The organism is Shinella sp. 1A1 (assembly GCF_055379515.1).
On record NZ_AP039672.1, the window covers coordinates 899,445 to 923,376 of the forward strand.

General features: G+C 66.4%; 19 protein-coding genes. 11 read left to right on the top strand and 8 right to left on the bottom strand.

Annotated elements, in window-relative coordinates; genetic code table 11:
- Positions 1–49 precede the first annotated feature (49 nt).
- Both ACZ48C_RS20935 and ACZ48C_RS20940 read right to left on the bottom strand, forming a co-directional pair.
- Positions 50–1,204: an ABC transporter substrate-binding protein gene (locus ACZ48C_RS20935; protein WP_464782830.1), complete on the bottom strand. Its 1,155-nt coding sequence runs from the start codon at positions 1,202–1,204 to the stop codon at positions 50–52.
- A gap of 18 nt (positions 1,205–1,222) precedes the next feature.
- On the bottom strand, positions 1,223–3,094 hold the full coding sequence (locus tag ACZ48C_RS20940) for a branched-chain amino acid ABC transporter ATP-binding protein/permease (RefSeq protein ID WP_464782831.1): 1,872 nt from the start codon (positions 3,092–3,094) through the stop codon (positions 1,223–1,225).
- Positions 3,095–3,262: 168 nt separating this feature from the next.
- Between ACZ48C_RS20940 and ACZ48C_RS20945 the strand changes: the two genes are divergently transcribed.
- Genes ACZ48C_RS20945 through ACZ48C_RS20965 form a run of 5 tightly spaced genes read left to right on the top strand, consistent with a single transcriptional unit; the run spans position 3,263 to position 8,343 of the window.
- A complete protein-coding gene (locus ACZ48C_RS20945) occupies positions 3,263–4,144 on the top strand; it encodes a MurR/RpiR family transcriptional regulator (RefSeq protein WP_318912761.1) in 882 nt (293 codons plus the stop codon).
- Positions 4,145–4,168: 24 nt separating this feature from the next.
- Positions 4,169–4,831, top strand: a complete 663-nt coding sequence (locus ACZ48C_RS20950; RefSeq protein ID WP_464782832.1) for a cysteine hydrolase family protein — start codon at positions 4,169–4,171, stop codon at positions 4,829–4,831.
- A gap of 22 nt (positions 4,832–4,853) precedes the next feature.
- The gene (locus ACZ48C_RS20955; protein ID WP_464782833.1) at positions 4,854–6,200 is read left to right on the top strand and encodes a glutamine synthetase family protein; all 1,347 of its coding nucleotides are present in this window, start codon (positions 4,854–4,856) and stop codon (positions 6,198–6,200) included.
- A gap of 14 nt (positions 6,201–6,214) precedes the next feature.
- Positions 6,215–7,036 (top strand): N-formylglutamate amidohydrolase, encoded by an 822-nt coding sequence (locus ACZ48C_RS20960; protein ID WP_464782834.1) that lies wholly within the window; start codon positions 6,215–6,217, stop codon positions 7,034–7,036.
- Complete coding sequence (locus ACZ48C_RS20965; RefSeq protein ID WP_464782835.1) at positions 7,033–8,343, top strand: aspartate aminotransferase family protein; 1,311 nt, start codon at positions 7,033–7,035, stop codon at positions 8,341–8,343. The genes ACZ48C_RS20960 and ACZ48C_RS20965 overlap by 4 nt, the downstream gene beginning before the upstream one ends.
- A gap of 77 nt (positions 8,344–8,420) precedes the next feature.
- Here the strand turns inward: ACZ48C_RS20965 and ACZ48C_RS20970 are convergent, their stop codons facing one another.
- The 5 genes from ACZ48C_RS20970 to ACZ48C_RS20990 all read right to left on the bottom strand — a co-directional run bounded on the left by ACZ48C_RS20970 (position 8,421) and on the right by ACZ48C_RS20990 (position 14,457).
- Positions 8,421–9,206, bottom strand: coding sequence for a transporter substrate-binding domain-containing protein (locus tag ACZ48C_RS20970; RefSeq protein WP_464782836.1), 786 nt, complete (start codon positions 9,204–9,206; stop codon positions 8,421–8,423).
- 59 nt (positions 9,207–9,265) lie between these two features.
- Positions 9,266–10,909 (bottom strand): ABC transporter ATP-binding protein, encoded by a 1,644-nt coding sequence (locus ACZ48C_RS20975; RefSeq protein WP_464782837.1) that lies wholly within the window; start codon positions 10,907–10,909, stop codon positions 9,266–9,268.
- A complete protein-coding gene (locus ACZ48C_RS20980) occupies positions 10,899–11,792 on the bottom strand; it encodes an ABC transporter permease (RefSeq protein ID WP_318912767.1) in 894 nt (297 codons plus the stop codon). Before ACZ48C_RS20980 ends, ACZ48C_RS20975 begins: the two co-directional genes overlap by 11 nt.
- Before the next feature lie 8 nt (positions 11,793–11,800).
- On the bottom strand, positions 11,801–12,721 hold the full coding sequence (locus tag ACZ48C_RS20985; RefSeq protein WP_464782838.1) for an ABC transporter permease: 921 nt from the start codon (positions 12,719–12,721) through the stop codon (positions 11,801–11,803).
- A 146-nt stretch (positions 12,722–12,867) separates the two neighbouring features.
- A complete protein-coding gene (locus ACZ48C_RS20990; protein ID WP_464782839.1) occupies positions 12,868–14,457 on the bottom strand; it encodes an ABC transporter substrate-binding protein in 1,590 nt (529 codons plus the stop codon).
- Positions 14,458–14,776: 319 nt separating this feature from the next.
- Here ACZ48C_RS20990 and ACZ48C_RS20995 point away from each other — a divergent pair, with 319 nt between their 5' ends.
- The 6 genes from ACZ48C_RS20995 to ACZ48C_RS21020 all read left to right on the top strand — a co-directional run bounded on the left by ACZ48C_RS20995 (position 14,777) and on the right by ACZ48C_RS21020 (position 22,965).
- Positions 14,777–15,385: a TetR family transcriptional regulator C-terminal domain-containing protein gene (locus ACZ48C_RS20995; protein WP_464782840.1), complete on the top strand. Its 609-nt coding sequence runs from the start codon at positions 14,777–14,779 to the stop codon at positions 15,383–15,385.
- A 91-nt stretch (positions 15,386–15,476) separates the two neighbouring features.
- Entirely contained in the window at positions 15,477–16,877 is a 1,401-nt protein-coding gene (locus tag ACZ48C_RS21000) for an aminotransferase (RefSeq protein ID WP_464782841.1), read from the top strand.
- Positions 16,878–16,945: 68 nt separating this feature from the next.
- The gene (locus tag ACZ48C_RS21005; RefSeq protein ID WP_464782842.1) at positions 16,946–19,009 is read left to right on the top strand and encodes an oxidoreductase; all 2,064 of its coding nucleotides are present in this window, start codon (positions 16,946–16,948) and stop codon (positions 19,007–19,009) included.
- A 17-nt stretch (positions 19,010–19,026) separates the two neighbouring features.
- Positions 19,027–20,562, top strand: a complete 1,536-nt coding sequence (locus ACZ48C_RS21010; protein ID WP_464782843.1) for an FAD-dependent oxidoreductase — start codon at positions 19,027–19,029, stop codon at positions 20,560–20,562.
- Positions 20,553–21,512, top strand: a complete 960-nt coding sequence (locus tag ACZ48C_RS21015; RefSeq protein WP_464782844.1) for an ornithine cyclodeaminase family protein — start codon at positions 20,553–20,555, stop codon at positions 21,510–21,512. The genes ACZ48C_RS21010 and ACZ48C_RS21015 overlap by 10 nt, the downstream gene beginning before the upstream one ends.
- 22 nt (positions 21,513–21,534) lie before the next feature.
- Positions 21,535–22,965, top strand: a complete 1,431-nt coding sequence (locus ACZ48C_RS21020; RefSeq protein ID WP_464782845.1) for an aldehyde dehydrogenase family protein — start codon at positions 21,535–21,537, stop codon at positions 22,963–22,965.
- A gap of 190 nt (positions 22,966–23,155) precedes the next feature.
- On the opposite strand, the gene ACZ48C_RS21025 is transcribed toward ACZ48C_RS21020, so the two are convergent.
- A complete protein-coding gene (locus tag ACZ48C_RS21025) occupies positions 23,156–23,929 on the bottom strand; it encodes an ABC transporter ATP-binding protein (protein WP_464782846.1) in 774 nt (257 codons plus the stop codon).
- Positions 23,930–23,932 lie beyond the last annotated feature (3 nt).

Here is a 23,932-nt window from a genome sequence, read left to right on the forward strand (position 1 = left end):
CAGCAGGTAGGAACGCCCCCCGGCCGCGCCGGAGGGCGTCGCTTGCAGATTACGGCGCCGGAACGTCCTCGGCGGCCGGGACGCCCTGGCTGACCAGCGAGCGGTTGCCGCCCTCGATGCGCACCAGAGAGACGGAACGCAGCGGCATGCCCTGCGTGCCGGCATAGCTGATCTTGCCGGTAACGCCCTCGACATTCTCCAGCCCGGCGATGGCCTCGCGGATCGCCGTCGGCTCGACGCTGTCGGCCTTGGTGACGGCCGCCTCGATGACCTTGCCGAGATCGTAGCCGTTGGCGATGTAGACGGTGTCCGGGTCCTGGCCGAACTTGGCCTTGTACTTCTCGTTGAAGGCAGCGAGCGGGCTACCCTCGACGGCGAAGCCCGCCGTGGTGAAGACGACGCCGTCGACCAGCGGGCCGAGGCCGAAGGTCGTCGGGGAATCGATGCCGTCGCTGCCGAGGATCGGCGTCGTGACGCCCGCGCCGCGAAGCTGGCGGATGAAGGCCGGGAAATCAGGCTCGTAGGCAGCCGTCATGATGACGTCGGGCGCCGGGTTCAGCGCCTTGATCTTGGTGACCTCGGCGCTGAAATCCTGCTGGCCCATGCCGTAGGTGCCCTCGCCGACCACTTCGCCGCCCTTGCCCTTGAAGCTGGTGGCGAAATATTCCGGCAGCTTCAGCGTATAGGCGGTGTCCGGCGACTTCAGTACATAGGCCGTCTTGAAGCCCTTCTCCTTGGCGTAGTTCGCCAGCACCGCCGCCTGCACGTTGTCGGCCGGATAATTGCCGAACATGTAGTCGCCAACGGCGAGCGGCATGGTCGGCGTCGTGGCGCAGAAGGAGAAGGCCGGGATCTGCGCGGCCTGCGTGATCTGGCCAGCGGCGATCGACGGGTCGGCATCACAGGGCGTGACGAGGATCTTGATGCCCTCATCGACCAGTTCCTGCGCGACGAGCGCGGTCTGGGCGGCATCCGAGCGGGTATCCTTGGCGACGAGCTTGATCGGGAACTTGCCGGCGATGCCGCCGGCCGCGTTGATCTCGTCGACCGCCATCTGGAGGCCCTTCAGCGAGGGCTGGTCATAGGGCGCAAGACCGCCGGTCTGCGCGGTGGCGAGCCCGACCACGAGGTCTTCGGCAAGTGCCGGAAGGGCGAGCGCGCCGAGCGCGGTGGACAGGAAAAGAACCTTCAATGTCGCTTTCATTCTATGCTCCTCTGGTGGTTATGCGGGCTTGCCGGCGGCATGCGGATCGAAACCCGGCACGTCGGCTTCGATGACGGACTGCGTGCGCGGCGCGGCCGAGCGGCGGCGGCCGATATAGGCTTCGATGACGGCCGGGTTCGCCTGGATCTCGGCCGGCGTGCCGATGGCGATCTGCTGGCCCTTGTTGAGCACGACGACGATGTCGCAGAGCCGCATGATGAGCTTGAGGTCGTGCTCCACCACCAGAAGGCCGAGGCGGTGCTTGGTGCGGATGCGGTCGAGCACCGTCATCAGTTCCTGCGTCTCGGCCGGGTTCATGCCGGCGGCAGGCTCGTCGAGCAGCAGGTAGCGTGGTTTCAGCGCCAGCGCGCGGGCAATCTCCAAGCGCCGCTGCGCGCCGTAGGAGAGCGTGCCGGCAAGCTGGCCGGCGACGTCGCCGAGACCGACCTCGGTGAGCGCCTCGCGGGCAAGATCCACCGGATCGCGATCCTTCGCCACCGCGCTTGCTGCGACGGTGACGTTTTCCAGCACGGTAAGGTTCTTGAAAAGGCGGATGTTCTGGAAGGTGCGGGCAAGGCCCGCGACCGGCACCCGATGGACGGGGAGCGAGGCGACGTCCGCCCCGTCGATCATCACCCGCCCGGTCGAGGGCGGCACGACGCCGGAAACGCTGTTGATGAGGGTGGACTTGCCCGCGCCGTTCGGGCCGATCAGGCCGGTGACGAGGCCGGGGCGAATGTCGAAATCGGCATTTTCCAGCGCGACGAGGCCGGAGAAGCGCTTACCGACCTTTTCGACGCGCAGCGTGCCGGCTTCGGAGACGGGCGCGGCCACCGTCACCGCCACGGGCTTCGCGCCGCCGGCGGCAAGGCGCTTGAGGAACGGAACCTGCTCGTCGAGTTCGCGCACGCCGAGAAGACCGTCCTGCAGGCGGTACATGACGAGGAGGATGGCAAGGCCGATGCCGATATCGGTGAGACCGAAGACCGTCGGCAGCGAGAGGAAGCCGAGATCGACACCGCCTTCGAGCTTTCGCAGCAGTTCCACGATGACCATGATCACCGCCGTGCCGACGACCGCGCCCGAAACGGTGGTGATGCCGCCGAGGATCAGCATGGCGAGCAGCATGAAGGTGAGGTTGAAATAGAAGTCCTTTGGCGAGAAGGCGCCGATGAAATGGGCGTAGAGCACGCCCGCCGCGCCGGAAAGGATCGCGCCCAGCACCCAGGCGAGGAAGCGGTGGAGCCGCACGTCGACACCGACCGCGATGGAGGCGATCTCGTCCTCGCGCGAGGCGCGCAACTTCATGCCGGCCGCGCTGTCGCGATAGATGCGGGCGATGGCGACGGCAAGGATCGCGAAGGGCAGCGCGACCCAGAGGTTCACCGCGCGCGGAATACCGAAGAAGGTCTGGCTGCCGCGGGTGAAATCGCTGGAGGCGACAAGCACGACATGGACGATGACGAGGAAACCGAGCGTGCAGATCGAGGCTGACGAGCCGCCGAGCCTTGCCACCGGAATGCCGATGACGACCGCCACCAGCGCCACGACGACGAGCGCAACGAGCAGCGCAGGCAGGAACGGCGCGCCCCAGCCCATCAGCCATTCCGGCAGGTGCGGCAGCGCCGTCTTCTGTACGATGGGATTGATGGTCAGGAGGCCCGAGGCATAGGCGCCGATCGCCATGAAGCCGACATTGCCGAAGGAGATGATGCCGGAATTGCCGCTGTAGACGCCGATGCCGACGACGGCGACGACATTGATCAGGAACAGCGTCACCAGCCGCTGCCCCGCCCCCGGAAAGAGGCCAGCCGCCACAACGGCGGCGACCACCAGGGGAAGCGCCGTCGCAACGATACCGACGACGGTCCCGCGCCTTATGCGCCCCATCAGCATTCTCCCGATTTATGGGCTCCGTTTGCCGGACCCGTTCCCGCAACAAACGTTAATCGAGAAAACGCATATGTCAATCTTGTTTCATTTTTTATTGTCTGCTAGCAAGAATGTAACAAAATTAAAATCGAGCCACGACGCCGATCACGAGGGGGAGGCAGGACAATGGCCATTCGAGATCGTCTGACGGACGGGGAGATCGCCTTCACGCGGGCGGAGCTGAAGATCGTGCGCCAGCTCCTGTCGAACTATCCGGCGGCCGGCCTCGCCACGGTCGCGCATCTCGCCGCCGCCGCCGGCGTCAGCAACCCGACGGTCGTGCGCTTCGCAAGCAAGCTCGGCTACGAGGGCTATCCGGAATTCCAGGCCGCCCTGCTCGGCGAGGTGCAGGAGCGCATGAGCTCGCCGCTCTCCATGCTCGACACGCGCAAGCCCTCGCTGGAGCAGGAGAACTTCTACCAATACTTCCTGCGCGCCAGCATCCATGCGCTGGAATCCTCGATGCAGATGCTGCCGCCCGACGATTTCGAGGCGGCCATCGACGCGGCCGCGGATCTCAATCTGCGCGTCCACTGCCTTGGCGGCCGGTTCAGCGGTTTCCTCGCCGGGCTGCTCTGGGCGCATATGAAGCAGCTTCGCGCCGAAACGCGCTGGATCAACGGCACGCAGGCCGACCAGGTCGACCAGCTCGTCGATCTCGGCAAGCGCGACGTGCTCTTCGTCTACGATTATCGCCGCTACCAGATCGATACGATCCGCTTCGCCCGGCAGGCCGCCAAGCAGGGCGCGAAGATCGTGCTTTTCACCGACCGCTGGGTCTCGCCCATCGCCGAATTCGCCGCCGTCACGCTGATGGCGCCGGTCGACACGGTGTCGCCCTACGACACGATGGTGCCCGCTATCGCGCAGACAGAGGCACTGGTTGCCGGCCTCACCGCGCGCCTCGCCACCCAGTCGCGCGGCCGCATCGAGCGGATGGAGGAACTGCGCCGCAGCTACGGCATCACAGAGGACGCCTATGGCACGCCCGTCGAGGGCGGCGCCTGAACGATTACGAATTGGAGGACAGACATGACTGCGATTGAAGTGCAATACGGCAAAGACCTGCTGCGGCGCGACAGCGCCTACGAGCCCGGCATGACAGCCCTGCTCTATGTCGACATGCAGCGCATCTGGTGCGAGCCGAACCTCGACCCGACCCATCCGCAGGACGCTGACAGCTACTACCACCGGCGCCTGCGCGAGATGGTCATCCCGAACCAGGTTCGCATTCTCGAAGCGGGCCGCAAGGCCGGCTGCAACGTGCTGCACACCATCATCGAAAGCCTGACGCTGGACGGCCGCGACCGCTCGCTCGACCACAAGCTTTCCGGCATGCATGTGCCGAAGGGTTCGCCCGAAGGCCAGGTGATCCCGGCGCTCGCGCCCGTCGACAACGAGATCGTGCTGCCGAAGACCTCCTCCGGCGTCTTCAATTCGACCAACATCGACTACGTGCTGCGCAACCTCAACACGCGCTACCTGATCATCGCCGGCGTCATCACCGACCAGTGCGTCGACATGGCCGTGCGCGATGCCGCCGACCGCGGTTATCTGGTGACCGTGGTGGATGACGCCTGCGCCACCTACAGCCAGGAGCGCCACGAAGCCGCGCTGCGCGCCTATTCCGGCTATTGCTGGATCACCGACACCGCCACCGTCGTCAGCCGCCTCGAAGGGCTCGGCCGAGCCTGACCGCTTCAAGAAGGGGAACAGCATGAACGACAGCAGCAACGGCAAGGCGCTCTCCGGCCTCACGGAACTGGCGACCTTCGTCACCACGGACATTGCCGGCATCACGCGCGGGCGCAGCTTCGCCGCCGCCGAGATCGAAGACTATCTGCGCAAGGGCGTCGGCTGGGTGCCGGCGAACCTGGCGCTGACGCCCTTCGACCTCATCGCCGACCCGAACCCCTGGGGTTCGGCCGGGGACCTTCGCCTCATGGCGGACCCCGCCAGCAAGGCGCGCGTCACTTGCCTGCCGGACGAGACGCCGCTGCATTTCTACCATGCCGACATCACCGACCTGAAGGGCGATCCGTGGGAGTGCTGCGTGCGCGGCTTCCTGAAGAAGACACTCGCCGATTTCGAGAAGGAGGCCGGGCTCAGGGTCGTCAGCGCCGTCGAGCAGGAATTCCAGATCATAGGCGCCGACTGGCCCGCCGCCCCCTCCTTCGGCCTTCGCGCCCAGCGCCGCGCCGAGCCCTTCGGCTCGCTGCTGATGACGGCGCTCAAGGAAGCCGGCGCGGAGCCGGAAATGTTCCTGCCGGAATACGGCAAGGACCAGTTCGAGGTGACCTGCCGCCCTGCCCCGGCGCTCGTCGCCGCCGACCGCGGCGCGACGATCCGCGCCGTCACAAGGGAAGTCGCCGCCCTCTTCGGCTGGCATGCCAGCTTCGCGCCGAAGACGGAGGCCGACGGGGTCGGCAACGGCGTGCACCTGCATGTCAGCTTCACCGACCTCGACGGCAACCCCGTGACCTTCGACGCCGCGCGCCCCGGCCGGCTTTCCAAGGTTGCCGGCTCTTTCGCGGCCGGCGTCATCAAGCACCTGCCGGCGCTCGTCGCCTTCACCGCACCCTCGGTTCTGTCCTACATGCGCCTCGTGCCGCATCACTGGAGCGCGGCCTATACCTGCCTTGGCGAGAAGAACCGCGAGGCGACGCTGCGCATCTGCCCGACGCTGGACCTGCCCGGCAGCAACCCGGCAAAGCAGTTCAACATGGAATACCGCGCCGCCGACGCCTGCGCGAGCCCGCATCTGTCGCTCGCCGTCATGCTGCGCGCCGGCCTCGAGGGCATCCGGCAGGGGCTCGAGCAGCCGCCGCTGATCAATTCGGACCCGTCCGACTTCCCGCCGGAGGAACAGGAAAGGCTCGGCATCCGCCGCCTGCCGTCGAGCCTTGCCGAAGCGCTCGACACGCTCGCCGCCGACAAGGTGGTGACCGGCTGGTTCCCGAAGGATTTCCTCGACTGCTACTTCGCCATGAAGCGCAAGGAGATCGAGATCGTCGAGGGGCTTTCGCCCGAAGCGCTCTGCGCGCGCTACGCGGCCGTCTATTGAGCGGTGGAAAGATCATGACATCGACCAAGGTCATCCCCCGGCAGGAGAGCCGATTGCGGCACGATCCCGCCCTGCCGCTGCTCGCCATCGACGAGCCGCCGCCCTATGCCGTGCTCAATCCGGACGGGACCTCGCCCTATCTCCTGCTCTGCGAGCACGCGTCCAACCGCATCCCGCGGGCGCTCGGCGACCTCGGCCTGCCCGAGGCCGAGCGGCGGCGCCATATCGCCTGGGATATCGGCGTCAGCGCATTGTCGCAGCATCTCAGCCGCACGCTGGACGCGCCGCTGTTCATGACCAACTACTCCCGCCTCGTCATCGACTGCAACCGACCGCTCCATGTGCCCTCGGCGATCCCCGAAGTGAGCGAGACGACGGAGATCCCCGGCAACCGCGACCTGACGGATGCCGAGAGGCAGCAGCGCATCGACACGCTGTTCACCCCCTACGCCGAGGCCGTCGCGCGCCGGCTCGACCGCCTGCAGGAAGAGGGCAAGCGCCCGATCGTCATCGGCATCCATTCCTTCACGCCGGTCTTTTTCGGCAGGCAGCGGCCGTGGCATTCCGGCATCCTCTACGGCAAGGCGACGGACTTCGGACGGACGCTGATCGACGGCTTGCAGACGGATGCCGCACTGACCATCGGCGACAACGAGCCCTACAACATCCATCCCGATGAGGACTACACGGTGCCCGTCCATGCGGACGCCCGCGGTCTTGCCGGCGCGCTCATAGAGGTGCGGCACGACCTGATCGACACGCTCGCCGGTGTCCAGGAATGGGGCGAACGCCTCACCCGCTGCCTTGCCGGAGCACTGAAGGAGCACGCTGGATGACGAAGGCGCTTTACGATCGCGACGGTGCGGCCATCGGCAACCTGCAGAAGCTGCGCTTTTTCCCGCTTGCCATCTCGGGTGGCCGAGGCGCCCGCCTGATCGAAGAGAACGGACGCGAGCTGATCGATCTTTCCGGCGCCTGGGGCGCGGCGAGCCTCGGCTACGGCCACCCGGCCATCGTCGCCGCGGTTTCCGCCGCTGCCGCCAATCCGGCGGGCGCAAGCATCCTTTCGGCGTCCAACGCACCGGCCGTGACCCTGGCCGAAAGGCTGCTGGCCAGCTTTCCCGGCGAAGGAACGCACAAGGTCTGGTTCGGCCATTCCGGCTCGGATGCCAACGAAGCCGCCTATCGGGCGATCGTGAAGGCAACCGGCCGCGGCGGCGTCATCGCCTTCGCCGGCGCCTATCACGGCTGCACGGTCGGTTCGATGGCCTTTTCCGGCCACAGCGTTCAGGCCGACGCGGCCAAAGCGGACGGGCTGATCCTTCTGCCCTACCCCGATCCCTATCGCCCCTATCGGAACGATCCGACGGGCGATGCCATCCTCACGCTTCTCAAGGAAAAGCTGGCTGCGGTTCCGGCCGGCTCGATCGGTGCGGCCTTTATCGAACCGATCCAGTCGGACGGCGGGCTGATCGTTCCGCCTGACGGCTTTCTGCGCAGGTTCGCCGATATCTGCCGCGCCCATGGCATTCTCGTCGTCTGCGACGAGGTGAAGGTGGGCCTTGCCCGCAGCGGCCGCCTGCACTGCTTCGAGCATGAGGGCTTCGTTCCCGATATCCTGGTGCTGGGCAAAGGGCTTGGCGGCGGGCTACCGCTCTCGGCGGTCATCGCACCGGCCGAGATCCTCGACTGCGCGAGCGCATTTGCCATGCAGACCCTGCACGGCAACCCGATCTCCGCCGCTGCCGGCCTTGCCGTTCTGGAAACGATCGACCGGGACGATCTCCCCGCTGTGGCCGAGCGGAAGGGCAGGCTCCTGCGTGATGGTCTGTCGGAACTCGCAAAACGGCATCCGCTGATCGGCGACATCCGCGGCCGCGGACTTGCCTGCGGCATGGAGCTCGTATGCGACCGGCAGAGCCGCGAACCGGCAAGAGCCGAGACGGCAAAGCTCATCTACCGCGCCTACCAGCTCGGTCTCGTCGTCTATTATGTCGGCATGAACGGCAATGTGCTGGAGTTCACACCGCCCCTGACGATAACGGAAACCGACATCCACAAGGCCCTTGACCTCCTGGACAGGGCTTTCAGTGAACTTTCTGCCGTCTCGAACGAAGAAATCGCGCAGTTCGCTGGTTGGTAAAACGTTCCAACACGGAGTAGCCACGGGCAGCCGCCACGAGCAAGGTGGCGGCCCGATATCCGGGATGCCCTGCCCGCTCAGTAGATGTCGAAATCGAAATATTTCGCGACGATGGTCTTGTAGGTGCCGTTCGCGACGATGGCGTCCATCGCGGCGTCGAATTTCTGCTTCAACGCCTTGTCCTCCTTGCGCAGGCCGACGCCGATCTCGGTCCGGCCCTCGGCAAGGTCGCCGACGAGCTTGCAGCAGCCGTCGCCGTTGGTTTTCATCCAGGCGGCGAGGTAGAACTTGTCGGCGACGATCCCATCCAGCCGGCCGTTCACGAGGTCCATGTCGGCCTCGTCCTGCGACGGGTAGAGCTTCACCGTGGCGCCGTGCTTGCCGAACAGCGCCTCGGCCTGCTCGGCCTGCGGGGTGGAGGACTGGGCGCCGATCGTCTTGCCCTCGAAGCTTTCCGGCCTGATGTCCTCTATGCCGCTGTCGGCCTTCGTCATGACGGAAAGCTTGGAGCTGTAGTATTTTTTGGAGAAGTCGATTTCCTTCAGCCGCTCCTGCGTGATCGACATGGAGGCGACGATGGCGTCGAATTTCCTCGCCTTAAGCCCGGGAATGATGCCGTCCCAGTCCTGCGCGACGATGGTGCATGTCGCCTTCATCTCGGCGCAGAGCGCATTGGCGATATCGACGTCGAGGCCCTGGAGCTTGCCGGCGGCATCGACGAAGTTGAAGGGCGGATAGGCGCCTTCCGTCGCGATGTGGATTTCCTTCCAGTCGGAATCCTGCGCGGCGGCCGGCCCGGCGGCCTGAAGGCCGATGGCCAGCGCGGCGCAAACGAGGGCGGCAGTGACGGTCTTCATTTTCATTCCCCTTTTTTCACTGTGGATTTCTTTCGAGGCGCGCCTCGCTCCTGCCCGTGCCGTCGCTAGCGGCCGTTCGCCGCCCGGCTGCCGGCGATGGCCGCGTCGAGCCATCCCGCATCCATCTGCGGCACCGCGGAGAAAAGCTGGCGCGTATAGGGATGATCGGGAGCGGACATGACCGAGGCCTTCGGCCCCTGCTGCACGATCCGGCCCCGGTGCATCACCACGACATGGTCCGCGATGGCGTTCACGGTGGCGATGTCGTGGGTGATGAAGAGGTAGGACTTGTTCATCTCCTTCTGGAGCTTGAGGATCAGCTTGAGGATCTGCTCCTGCACCAATTGGTCGAGCGCCGAGGTGATCTCGTCGCAGATGAACACGTCGGGATCGGCCGCGATCGCCCGGGCGATCGAGACGCGCTGCTTCTGTCCGCCCGAAAGCTCGGAGGGAAAGCTGACGATATGGCGGTCGGACAATTCGACCATATCGAGCAGTTCGGCGACGCGAAGGTCCCGGGCACGCCCGCGCAGGCCGAGATGGAACGCCAGCGGCCGGCCGACGAGGTCGAGCACGGTCTGCCGCGGATTGAGCGAGGTATCGGCCGACTGGTAGATCATCTGGATGCGGCGCAACTGGTCGCGGCTGCGCTGCTTGAGGGAAGGCGCAAGCGCGGTTCCGTTCAGGCTCACGCTGCCCGCGGTCTGCGGAAGCAGGCCCGCGATGACGCGGGCGAGCGTCGATTTCCCCGAGCCCGATTCCCCGACGACGGCGACGGTCCGGCCGGCCGGCAGCGTGACGGAGATGTCGTCGAGCACCTTGAACGCGCCGTAATGGGCCTCGATGCCGGATATCTCGAGCATCGGCGCGGCGGGCGGCTCCGCCTGCTTCTCCATGGTGCGCACGGCCCAGAGCGAGCGCGTATAGGGCTGCTTCGGCGCCGAGAGCATGGTTTGCGTATCCGCCTCTTCCACCAGTTCGCCATGGCGAAGCACCATGATCCGGTGCGCCATCTGGGCCACGACGGCAAGGTCGTGGGTGATGTAGAGGGCGGCCGTGTGGTGCTCCTCGACGATCCGGCGGATCGAGGCGAGGACCTCCACCTGCGTCGTCACGTCGAGCGCCGTCGTCGGCTCGTCGAAGACGATGAGGTCCGGCCGACAGGTCATCGCCATGGCCGTCATCGCGCGCTGCAGCTGGCCGCCGGAAACCTGGTGCGGGAAGCGCGCGCCGATGCTGTCCGGGTCCGGAAGCTGCATCTGCGCATAGAGGTCCTTCGCATTGCCGATGGCGGCGGCGCGCGAGGTCAGCCCCTCCCGCATCGCGCATTCGATCGTCTGGTCGATCAGCCTGTGCGCCGGGTTGAAGGAGGCGGCCGCGCTTTGCGCCACATAGGCGATCCGGTTGCCGCGAAGTTGCCGGCGGTATTCCTCGCTCTCCTTGAGGAGGTCGCGCCCGTCGAAGACGACGCTGCCGGCAGAAAAGCGGCAGCCGGCCCGCGCGAAGCCGAGGGCGGAGAGCCCGAGCGTCGATTTCCCGGCGCCCGATTCCCCGATGATGCCGAGAACCTCGCCGCGCTTGAGGGTGAGGCTGATGTCGCGGACGATCGGCTGCCATGCCCCGTCGCGCTCGGCCTCTATGGTGAGGTTGCGGATATCCAGCAGGGTCTCGCCGCTGCGGCGGCCGTCGGCGGCGGGGCTATTGGTCATTGCGCAGTCCGCTTGCAATGTCGAGGAACCAGTCGACGACGAAATTGATGCTGATCGTCAGGAGGGCGATGGCCGCGGCCGGCAGGAGCGGCGTGATGTCGCCGTAGCTGATGAAGGTCGCGCTTTCCCGGACCATCGTGCCCCAGTCGGCCGAGGGCGGCTGGATGCCCAGGCCAAGGAAGGAAAGCGCCGAGATGGTGAGGAAGACGAAGCAGAAGCGAAGCCCGAATTCGGCGATCAGCATGGGAAGGATGTTCGGCAGGATTTCGCGGACGATGACCCAGGCCGTCCCCTCGCCGCGAAGGCTGGCGACCTCGATGAACTCCATGGCCGCGACGTTGCGGGCCGAGGAGCGCGCGAGGCGGAATATCTGCGTGGCGTTCAGGACGGCGATGATCAGGATGATGCTCGGGATGGACGAGCCGAACAGCGCCAGCAGGATGAGCGCGAAGATGAGCTGCGGAATGGCCATCAGCGTATCGGCAAGGCCGGACAGGAGATGATCGAGCCAGGCCGGCGATATGGCGGACAGGATGCCGAGCGTCCCGCCGAGCAGGAAGGCGATGGCGGTGGTGACGAAGGCGATGCCGACGGAGTTGCGCGCGCCGTAGATGAGGCGGCTCAGCACGTCGCGGCCGAGCTGGTCGGTGCCGAGCGGAAACGCCAGGCTCCAGGCCGAAAAAGGCTCGTTCGACACGACGTCCGCCTCGCCATAGGGCGCAAGCAGCGGCGCGAAGATCGCAAGGACGGCATAGAGCAGGATGACGGCAAGGCCGAGCCAGGTGGTCCAGGACGCCTTCCTCAGCCCGGCGCGCAGCCATTCCATGCGGGAGCGCCGGTAGCGGACGATGCGGACGGGCGGGGACGTTTGGCTTGTCTGCATCGGGTCCCTCATCGCGGATGGGCCAGCCGGGGATTGGTCGCGATCGCGATGATGTCGGCCAGGAGGTTGAGCAGGATGTAGGAGGCCGCGAAGATCAGGGCGCAGCCCTGCACCACGGGGATGTCGCGCGTGCGCACGGCATCGACCATCGCCTGGCCTATGCCGGGATAGACGAAGACGACCTCGACCACGACGACGCCGACGATGAGATAGGCGAGGTTGAACGCCACGACCGCCGCGATCGGCGCCCAGGCGTTGGGCAGCGCGTGCCGCAGGACGATGCGCCACGGCGGAACGCCCTTGAGCTTCGCCATCTCGATATAGGGATGGGCGAGCAGGCCGATGATGGCGGCCCGCGTCATGCGCATCATATGGGCGATGATGCCGAAGCTGAGCGTGAGGACCGGCAGCGCGATGCGCTGGAATATCTCGACCGCGCCCATGTCGGGCGTGATGCGGGCGAGCGAATAGAAGACGGGAATCTTGACGGCGAGAAGCAGCATCAGGACATAGGCGACGAAGAATTCCGGAAAGGAGATGCTGGCGAGCGTCGCCGCGTTGAGCGCCTTGTCCAGCCAGCTGTTGCGCCGGATGGCCGCGACGATGCCGAGCGTCAGCGCGATGGGCACAGCGAAGAGCGCGGTGATGCCGGCGAGGAACAGGGTGTTTTCCAGGCGCGGGCCGATAATGCCCGTCACGGTGCGCGGCGTTCCGCTTCCCGAGGAGAACGACAGGCCGAGATCGCCGGTGACCGCCCCACCGATCCAGGTCGCGTAGCGCTGGATGGCCGGCTGGTCGAGCCCCAGCGCCTTCTGGAAATTCGCGACCGTTTCCGGTGTCGCCGCGCGCCCGAGCGTCGTCTTCGCGAAATCGCCGGGCAGGACGGCGATGGCGGCGAAAATGATGAGCGACACGACGAACAGCGTCACGAAACCCGAGCCCAGGCGGGCGAGAATCGTTCTGAACAGCGGGTTTGACAGGATGCCTGGATGCAATGGAGACCTTCCGGTGAAGCTGCGCGTCACCGCCCCCGAAGGGGCGGCGACCGACGATGGTCAGGGCATGCCGGATGGCCTCAGGCCAGCCACCACCTTTCGGCCATCCGGAAGTTGTCGCATTGCAGCATGTTGCCGATCGGCCCGTGGCCGATCTTCTTCGACATGGCGTCGATGAACAGCGCATAGGCGATGACGAGCGCACCGCCGTCGTCGTGCAGCAATTGCTGCATCTCGGCATAGATCGCCTGGCGCTTGGCCGTGTCCGGCTCGGCCCGTCCGAGCACCAGAAGCTCGTCGAAGCGCGCGTTCTTCCAGGCCGTGTCGTTCCACGGCGCGTTGCTGGCATAGGTGGTCGTGAAGAGGGAATCGCAGGTCGGCTTGCCCAGCCAGTCCACGCCGACGAAGGGCTTGTGCTGCCAGACATTGTCCCAGTAGCCGTCGTCGGCCTCGCGGATGACGTTGATCTCGATGCCGGCCTTGGCCGCATGCTCCTTGAACAGGAGGGCGGCGTCGATGGCATTGGGGAACGCCGTCTCGGCGACGGAGAGGTCGAGCGTGAGGCTGGTCAGACCGGCCTTCGCCAGATGCTCCTTCGCCTTCTCGATATCGTAGCTGTGCACCGGTTCCGGATTGACGGCGAAGGCGATCTGCGGGGCGACGGGATTGTCGTTCGCCACCTTGGCATTGCCGAGGAAGGCCTTGTTGATAATGTCCTCGCGGTCGATCGCGTATTTGATCGCCATCCGCACGTCGGGATTGTCGAAGGGGGCGACCGAGGTGTTCATGCTGAAGCTGAAGTGCCTGAGGCCGCTGACCTTCGAGATCTCGATCTCCGCGTTGCGCTCCAGAAGCTTCAGCGTCTTGATGTCGGCATCGACCATGTAGTCGATCTCGCCCGTCAGGAGGGCATTGGTGCGCGCCGCGACATCGATGATGTTGACGAATTCGACGGTGTCGAAATAGGGCTGGCCGGGCTTGTGATAGTTCGGGTTGCGCTTCATCCGGACGCTGACGCCCGGCTGGGAATCCTCGATGATGTAGGGCCCCGTCGCGACGCCGCGCGCCCAGTCCAGCCCGCCGCCGTCCTTGGCCGGCAGCACGACGAGGTGGCAGTCGGAGACGAGGTAGGGGAAATCCGCATTCCCGCCGGTGAGGGTGAAGACGATCGTATTGTCGCCGCCGTCCTTGATGTCCGCGATCCCCTCGACGAGCGCCTTCGCCGCCGAGCTCGACGACGCCCCCATGTGATGGCGGAAGGATTGGATCACGTCGTTCGCCGTGACCGGCTTGCCGTCGTGGAACTGCAGGTTCTGCCGCAGCTTGAAGGTCCAGACCTTGAGGTCGTCGGATGCCGAGAAGCTCTCCGCGAGGTCGGGCGTCGCCGTTCCGTCGGCGGCGAGCTCGGTCAGCGCGTTGCAAAGCGTGCCGCCGAAGACGACCTGCGTGAACGAGTTCTGCCAGGTGGCAGGATCGAGCGAGTCCGTCTGCGCGCCGTCGTTGATGGCGAAGCGCACCGATCCGCCCTGCTTCGGCGCGGCATGGGCGGCGCGCATGCCCACCGGCAACAATGACGCGCCGAGGACGAGGGCGCCGACCCCGCCGATGAATTGACGGCGCGTGGCCGACGGAAAGCCGGCCTGCTGCGGAAGGTCTTTCTTGTCCTGCATCTCGTTCCCCTTTTTTCTGACGATAAGCCTGATGCGGCAATGCGGCGGACGACCTCGATGCCAGGCATCGGGCGTCGATATTTTTCGGCCTGAGCCGGGCAAGCTGCCGATGCCGCCAATCTCCGCACTCCCTTGCGAAGGAAACGCCGGCTGACCGCTCCATCCGGGGCTACTATTATTGCACTAGATTGATTGGTCAATAAGATTTTGATCGCTCAATCAATTTTATGATTCAAAAAACCATTTGACGACAGTTGGTTAGGCGATTAAGAAAAAATGTATGTCGAAAAAAATAAAAGAGATATCAAGTCAAAGTTCGGTGCGACGCCAGCAGCTTCTGAATGCGGCGCTCAGTGTCGTGGCGCGCCGGGGGCTCTCGGGCATCACGGTCAACGACATCGCCGACGAGGCCGGATGCAGCTACGGGGTGATCGCGTTTCACTTCAAGACGAAGGAGCGCCTTCTCCTTGCCGTGCTGGATCTGCTGGCCAGCAACTACGAGAAGATCTGGCTCGACGCGATGGCCTCCGCGGCGGCCTCGCCGGCCGAAAGGCTGCGGCTCCTCATCGATGTAGATTTCGATCCGCGCGTCGCCAAGACCAAGCATCTTGCCGTCTGGATGGCGTTCTGGGCGGAGGCGCCCCGCGTGCCCGCCTACAAGAAGCGGTGCAGCGAGCTGAAATACCGCTCGCTCGACACGATGGTGACCCTGGTCACCGAGCTTGCCGCCGAGCGCGCGGTCACGGTCGATGCCATGGCGATCGCCCGTGGGCTCTATGCCATTACGGACGGTTGCTGGATCTTCAGCCACGTGACCGGCGAGAACAGCCCGCAGATGCGCGAGCGCTCGCGGCAGGTCTGCCTCACCTTCCTTTCCGCGTTCTTCCCGTCCGACTTCGCCGAGGCCGGGCAGGCCGTTCCGGCCTAGGCGCGCCGCGCCAGGGCACGACGACAAGCAAAGACGAAGCCAGCGGCCGCGCACCATCATGCCGGCCCGAACTATCGAATAGGAAAACATCATGTATGCCGAGACCGGATCGCAGTGGAACGTCGCCGAACTCGAAGATGCGGCGCATCGTCATCTGATCAGTCCCGCCGAGGAGATGTCGAAGCTGGGCACCTCCGGCGGCCGGCCGCTCTTTACCTCGGCCGACGGCATCTATATCCGCGACAGCCACGGCCGCACGCTGATCGACGGCCCCGGCGGCATGTGGTGCACGCAGGTCGGCTACAACAGCCAGCCGATCGCCGACGCGATCGCCGCCCAGGCCCTGCGCATCTGCTACAATTCCCCCTGGTATTCGATCAACGGCCCGGCATCTGAGCTCGCGCGGCGGATCGCCGCCTTCGCGCCGGGCGATCTCGACCATGTGTTCTTCACCACCGGCGGCTCGTCTGCGGTGGATTCGGCCCTGCGCTTCATGCAGTTCTACAACAACGTGCTCGGCCGCCCGGACAAGAAGGTCATCATCTGCCGCATCGACGGCTATCACGGCAGCACGCACCTGACGGCGGCCTGCTCCGGCCGGGCCGGCAACCGGCCGAACTTCGACCTGGCGCTCGACAACGTCTCCTTCATCTCCGCGCCCAACGTCTTCCGCCGTCCGCGCGGCATGAGCGAAGAGGCCTTCCTCGACATGCTGGTGGCGGAATTCGAGGAGCGGATCGAGACGCTCGGCCCGGAAAATGTCGGCGCGTTCCTGGCCGAACCGCTGCTGGCCTCCGGCGGCATCCTCGTCCCGCCGAAGGGCTACCACCGCCGCATCCTCGAGATCTGCCGCAGGCACGACATCCTCTACATCTCGGACGAGGTGGTGACGGGCTTCGGCCGCTGCGGCCACTGGTTCGCCTCCGAGGAGGTGTTCGACATCGTGCCCGATATCATCACCTTCGCGAAGGGCGTCACCTCGGGCTATGTCCCGCTCGGCGGCTTCGTTATCTCCGACGCCGTGCTCGCCCGCGTCAGCGGCGAGAACGCCAGGGGCAGCTTCTACACCAACGGCTATACCTATAGCGGTCATCCGGTGAGCTGCGCGGCGGCGCTGGCCAATATCGACATCATCGAGGAGAAGGGCCTTCTCGCCCATGTCCGCGAGATCGCGCCCTATTTCCAGGAAGAGATCCGCAAGCTCGGCGAGCTTCCCCTGATCGGCGATGCCCGCGGCACGGGCCTCGTCGCCTGCGTCGAATGCGTCACTGACCCCGATGCGGAGGAGGCGACGGACTTCGACAAGGAGGTGGCGCTGCGCGTCGACCGCTACTGCTACGAAGGCGGCCTCATCGTCCGGCCCATCGGCAGCATGTGCGTCCTGTCGCCGGCGCTGATCATCACGCGCGAGCAGATCGACGACATGATGGCCATCCTGCGCGGCAGCATCGTCCGCGTGCAGGACGAGCTCAAGGCGGAAGGGCGCTGGTAGGGCGCCCGCCGCATGCAGTCGCGCCGGGCGCCCGCCCGGCGCCCTCGTTCCTTCTCGGGGATATTCCGATGGCCGCAACCCACGCCTCGCCCGCCGCCGCCGCTACCGCCAGCAAGGACCCGCTGCTCCAGCCGCTGCGCATCAAGGGGCTCACCCTGCGCAACCGCATCATGAGCACCAGCCACGCGTCCTTCCTCGACGACGGCGGAATGCCGATGGAGCGCTACCAGCGCTATCATGAGGAAAAGGCCAAGGGCGGCCTTGCGCTGACCAGCTTCGGCGGCTCCTCGATGGTGGACGTGGATTCGAGCTGGGGCAATGGCGGCCAGCTCAACCTCGCGACGGATGCGGTGATCCCCCACCTGCAGGCGTTCTCGCAGCGCATCCACGCGCATGGCGCCGCGCTGATGTGCCAGATCTCGCATCTCGGCCGCCGGGCGGACGCCACCACCCTCAACTGGCTGCCGGCGCTTGCCCCCTCCCGCTCGCGCGAAACGCAGCACCGGGCATTCTCGCGCGAGATGGACGAGCACGACATCCGGCGGATCGTCAAGGCCTATGGCGCGGCCGCCGAGCGATGCCGCGAGGGCGGCCTCGACGGCGTCGAGACGCTGACGGGCGGCCACCTCATCGGCCAGTTCTTTTCCCCGCGCACCAATTTCCGCTCCGACCGCTTCGGCGGCTCGGTGGAGAACCGCGTGCGCTTCGGCCTCATGGTCCACGAGGAGATCCGGCGCCGGCTCGGCGACGAGATGATCGTCAGCATGCGCTTCGTCATAGACGAGGCCAGCGAGGACGGCCTCAGCTTCGAAGACTGTCTGGAGATCGCGGCGATCTTCGAGCGCGAGGGGCTGGTGGACGTCTTCAACTGCATCTTCGGCCGGATGGATACCGTCATCGCGCTCGCCGAGCACAACATGCCGGGCATGTCCCAGCCGCTGGCGCCGTTCCTGTCACGGGTCGGCGCCTTCCGCCGGCATACGAAACTGCCGGTTTTCCACGCCGCGCGCATCACGGATATCGCCACCGCGCGCCACGCGATCCGCGACGGCCTGCTCGACATGGTGGCGATGACCCGCGCACACATGGCCGATCCCCAGATCGTCAACAAGATCATGCGCGGCGAGGAGGACCGGATAAGGCCCTGCGTCGGCGCGTCCTATTGCATGCACAAGAAGGTGAACTGCATCCACAACCCCGCCTCCGGGCGGGAGACCACGATGCCGCAGATCATCGCTCCCGCCGCGCGAAAGCGCCGGGTGGTGGTCGTCGGCGGCGGGCCGGCGGGGCTGGAGGCGGCGCGCGTCTCGGCCGAGCGCGGCCACGAGGTCCTGCTGTTCGAGGCCGGAAGCCAGCCGGGCGGGCAATTGCTCCTCGCCTGCCGCGCCCGCCAGCGCCGCGACCTCATCGGCATCATCGACTGGCGGACCGCCGAACTCGCCCGGCTCGGCGTGGAGATGCGCTGCGACACCTATGCGACCGCGGACGACGTGCTCGCCGAAAACCCGGACGTCGTCATCGTCGCGACGGGCGGCCTGCCGGATGTCGACTGGCTCGACGGCGCGGAGCATTGCCAGACCGTCTGGGACGTCCTCAGCGCGACGACCGAGCGCTCTGGCGACATCATCGTCTATGACGGAACCGGCCGGCACGAGGGCATTTCCACGACGCTGCACCTGAAGGAACAGGGCTGCAACGTGCATCTCGTGACCATCGACGACAGCCTGGCGCAGGAGGTCGAATATTCGACGCGCGCCGTCTATCGCAAGCAGTTCCACGAGAGCGGTATCACCGCGACGATGGATCATCACCTCGTCAGGGTGAGCCGCAACGGCGCCAATGCGCTGACCGCCACCTTCCGCCACGAACTGACGGGCGATCTTCTCGACATGACCGCCTCGCAGGTGGTCGTCGAGCGGGGCACCATGCCGCTCGACGAGGTGTTCCACGACCTTAAGGAAGGAGCGGTCAACGAAGGCGTGACGGACCTCGAAGCGTTGCTCGCCGGCACGCCGCAGCCGCGGCAGGGCGGCGATGGCGTCTTCGAGCTGCACCGGATCGGCGACGCCGTCGCCAGCCGGAACGTCCATGCCTCGATCTACGACGCGATGCGTCTCTGCATGGTGCTGTGATGGGGCATGGTGCTGTGATGGGCGGGCCGCAAACCGTGCCGTTCGACGTCGCGGTCATCGGCGGCGGCATCACCGGGGCGAGCGCCGCGAACCATCTCGCCGCCGCGGGCTTCTCCACGGTCCTGCTCGAACGCGCGGATTTCGCCGGGGGAACGTCGAGCCGTTCCAGCCGGCTCCAGCATTGCGGGCTGACCTATTTCTCGCCGGGACGGTCGATCTGGAATTTCCTGCGAAACCCCCGCATGGCCATCGAGCATATGGAGCTGGCGCGGCGCGCGATGCGCGACCGCTCCGGCTTCGTCAGGGCGACGCCCGCGCGGGCGAGGGCGATCGGCTTCTACATGCCGCTCTACCGGCGCGAGGGCATTCCCCTCTGGAAGGCCCGTCTCGGCTTTGCCCTGCTGCGCGCGCTCGATCCCGGCGGGGTGCCGCTCGATTTCAAGCCGATGTCGGTGCGGGAGATTGCGGCGATGCCGGCCCTGTCGCATCTGCGCGACCGGAAGGACCTTTCCGGCGTCATCCGTTTCACCGAATACCAGTTCGACTGGCCCGAGCGCATATGTGTCGATACCGTGCTGAATGCCCGCGACCTCGGCGCCGTCACCCGCAACTATACCGAGGTCACGTCCGTTCGCCGCCAGCCGGATGGCCGCTGGCGGCTGGAGCTTCTGGACAGGCGCACGCAGGCCCGCGAGACGCTGGAGGCGCGCGCCGTCGTCAACGCCGCCGGGGCCTGGGTCGATGGCATCGCCGCGGCCTCTGGCCTGCCGGTGCCGAAAATCAACCAGGGCCTCAAGGGAACGAATGTCGTGGTCCGCCTGCCGCCGGAATTCCGCGGCATCGCCATCGAGACGGCATTGCCGAACGGCGATCCTTTCTATGTCATTCCCTGGCGGGACCTCCACTATTTCGGCCCGCGCGACGAGCCGCACGAGCCCGAATCCGCCGGCTTCAGGGCCGGCGAGGCAACCATCCGGGGGCTCCTCGACGATTTCAACTCGGTCTTCCCGGACATCGCGCTGAGCCGCAAGGACGTGCTCTACAGCTGGGCCGGGGTGCGCCCGCGCACGGCCCGCGCCGGCCACCCGGACGGCTGCGAGGCGGTGCTGCTGCACGACATGGCGCAGCACGGCGCGTCCGGCTATTTCGTCTATACCGGCGGGCTCATCATGACGCACCGCCATGCCGGCGCGAGCATCGCGAAGGCGCTTTCCGGCCGGATGGCGCCGAGCGGCCCCGCGCGGGCGATCTCCCATGCCGCCCGGCAGTTCCCGCAGGCGGCCGGCGACGGCGTCTCCACAGGCGGAGAGGCGATCCCGCTGGATCACCTGCGGTTCTCCGCCGCGCACGAACAGGTCGTCAATCTCGACGACCTGATATTCCGCCGCTTTCCCATCGGCTGGTCCGAGGGCATGGGGCTCGATGTTGCCGAGGCGGTGGCCGAGGGCGTCAGCGACGTCATGGGCTGGTCGTCCGCAGAAGTCGGCGCGCAGGTCCGGCGCTACCGCGCGCAGGTCGCGCATGATTTTGGAATGAGGGAGCCATGCGCCTAGTCGACGGTCACGACGTTCATCGCCTTCTCGATTATCCGTCGCTCGTCGCGGCGCTTCGCAAGGCCCATCGCGGCGCCATGCCCGATGCCGGCGAGCTCTACATGGGCGAGCCCGGCGCGCCCGACGGCGGACGCGGGCTCATAATGCTGCTGGCCTGGAGCCGCGGGGAAATGCTGGGGGCCAAGCTCGTCAGCATCTTCCCGGACAATCCGCAGGCGACGCCGCCGCATCCCGCCAATCAGGGCCTCTATGTCGCCTTCGACGGCGTGACCGGCGCGCCGGCCCTGGTCGCCGACGGAACCGCGCTGACGCTGCGCAAGACCGCCGCCGATTCCGCCCTCGGGGTGGACCTCCTCGCAAGGCCGGACGCCGCCACGCTGCTCGTCTTCGGCGCGGGCGCGCTCGTTCCCCATGTCGTCGAAGCCATCGTCAGCATGCGCCCGGCGATCCGGCACGTCTGGATCTGGAACCGCACCGCCGACAAGGCCCGGCAGGTCGCGGCCGGCATGCGCATGGACGGCGTGCGGATAGAGGCCGTAGACGATCCCGATGCCGTCCTGCCGCTGGCCGACATCGTCTCGAGCGCCACCATGGCGACGACGCCGCTCGTCAAGGGCGCGTTCCTGAAGGAGGGATGCCATGTCGATCTCATCGGCGGCTGGCGGCCCGACATGCGCGAATCCGACGACGACGTCATTCGCCGCGCCTCGCTCTTTGCCGATACGCGCGATCTCTGCCGCGATTGCGGCGACTTCCTCCAGCCGGTCGAAAAGGGCCTGATGACCTGGGCGAGCATCCGAGCGGACCTGTTCGACCTGTGCCGCGGCTCGCACGAGGGGAGGCGGTCCGCCGACGAGATCACGCTGTTCAAGAATGCGGGCGGTGCCCATCTCGACCTCTTCACCGCGCAGGAACTCCTGCGTAGGGTGCGGTCGGAACCCGAATATTGATGCCACACGAAGGACGAAGGCCATGATCGACAGGACGGATTTCTACATCGACGGCAAATGGGTCGCGCCCGAGGCGGCAAGGCCGCTGCCGGTGATCAACCCCGCGACGGAGGAAGCCTATGCCACGATCTCGGCCGGCTCCGCCGCCGATATCGACAAGGCGGTCGCGGCGGCCCGCGGGGCCTTCGAGACCTGGAGCCGCACGACGCGGGAGGAGCGCCTTGCCGCGATCGAGAGGATCGTCTCGATCTACCGGGCACGCAGCGAGGAAATGGCCGAGACCATCTCGAAGGAGATGGGCGCTCCGATCCGGCTGGCGCGCGATGCGCAGGCGGCGGCCGGCCTCTTCCATATGGAGGCATTCGTCAGGACGCTACGGTCCTTCGCCTTCGAGCATCCGCTCGACGAGGCGAACCCGCAGGAAAGGATCGTCTACGAGCCCATCGGCGTCTGCGGACTGATCACGCCCTGGAACTGGCCGATGAACCAGATCGCCCTGAAGGTGATCCCGGCGATTGCCGCCGGCTGCACCGTCATCCTGAAGCCGTCCGAGATCGCCCCGATGTCGGCCATGCTGTTCGCGCAGATCGTCGACGAGGCGGGGCTGCCGGCCGGCGTCTTCAACCTCGTGAATGGCGAGGGCCATGTCGTCGGCGAGGCGCTTTCCGCCCATCCCGGCGTGGACATGATGTCGTTCACCGGCTCGACGCGTGCCGGCATGGCCGTGTCGCGGGCGGCGGCGGCGAACATCAAGCGGGTCTCGCTGGAGCTCGGCGGCAAGTCGCCCAACCTCGTCTTCGCCGATGCCGACCTTAAGGACGCCATCGGCCGCGGCCTTGCCCATTGCTTCCAGAACACCGGCCAGTCCTGCAACGCGCCGACGCGCATGCTCGTGGAGCGCCCGGTCTATGACGAGGCGGTGAGGCTCGCGGCCGGGATCGCCGAAGGCTATGCCGTCGACGATCCCGCGAAGGACGGCAGCCATATCGGCCCGCTCGTCTCCGAGGCGCAGTTCCACAAGGTGCAGACGCTGATCGAGGCCGGCATCGCCGAGGGCGCGAGGCTCGTGGCTGGCGGACTCGGCCGGCCGGAGGGGCTGGAGCGCGGCTATTTCGTCCGCCCGACCGTCTTCGCCGATGTTCATAACGGAATGACGATCGCCCAGGAGGAGATCTTCGGGCCGGTGCTGGTCATGATCCCCTTCGACAGCGAGGACGAGGCCATCGGCATCGCCAACGACACGCCCTATGGCCTGTCCGGCTACGTCCAGACCGGCGACCCGGAAAAGGCCCGGCGCGTCGCCCGCCGCATCCGCGCCGGCATGGTGCAGATCAACGGCCGGAGCCGCCCCGCCGGAAGCCCCTTCGGCGGCTTCAAGCAGTCCGGCAATGGCCGGGAAGGCGGCAAATGGGGGCTGGAGGACTTCCTGGAGGTCAAGGCGATCAGCGGCTAGCGCCCGTCCGGAATCAGTGAATCGATTGCGATCACCTATCTTGAAGGCTGCGGGCGAAGGGTATCGCCCGCTTACCTATTTGAGCGTGACCCGCCGAAGCGTGGCGCTCGGGTGATACATCACTCGTTTGAAAATGCGGGTGGATCACGCCCCAATGGCAAAGATGGTCAAGGGCAGGGACAACCAACGATCAAGCTGCCCGCTTCGCCATCGCAAACAGCAATTTTCGCAACCGATGGCGCAGATGCGTGAAATCCTCGCGCTCGGTCTGCTCGATGCTGCGCGGATGCGGAATATCCACGTCGATGATCTCCGCGATCCGTCCCGGATGCGGCGAGAAGACGACAATGCGGTCGGCAAGCAGCATCGCCTCGTCGATATCGTGCGTCACGAAGACCACGGTCTTCCTGTCCTCGGCGCACAGGTTGAGAAGCAGCGTCTGCATCTCCACCCGCGTCAGGGCGTCGAGCGCCCCGAAGGGCTCATCCATCAGGAGGATGCGCGGATCGACCGCAAGGGCCCTTGCGATCGCGACACGCTGCTGCATGCCGCCCGACAGTTGCGAGGGATAGGACCCGGCGAACTTGCCGAGCGATACCTTCTCGAGCATCGTCGCCACCTTCTCGTCCCGCCGCGCCTTGCCCGCCTTCGCAAGATCGAGGCCGAAGCCGATATTCTCCGCGACGCTCAGCCAGGGAAAGGACGTATAGGACTGGAACACCATGCCCACGGACGGATCGCGTCCCTCCACCGGCCGCCCGCCGACACTGATGCCCCCTTCGCTCACCGCGCTGAGGCCGGCGATCATGCGCAGGAGCGTGGACTTGCCGCAGCCGGAAGGGCCGAGGAAGACGACGAATTCGCCGTCCCGAATCGTCAGGGAGACCTTTTCGAGGGCGGTGACCATGGTCGCGCCCTCCCCGAAGGTCTTGGTGACCTGATGGATGTCGATGGCATTCGGCATGTC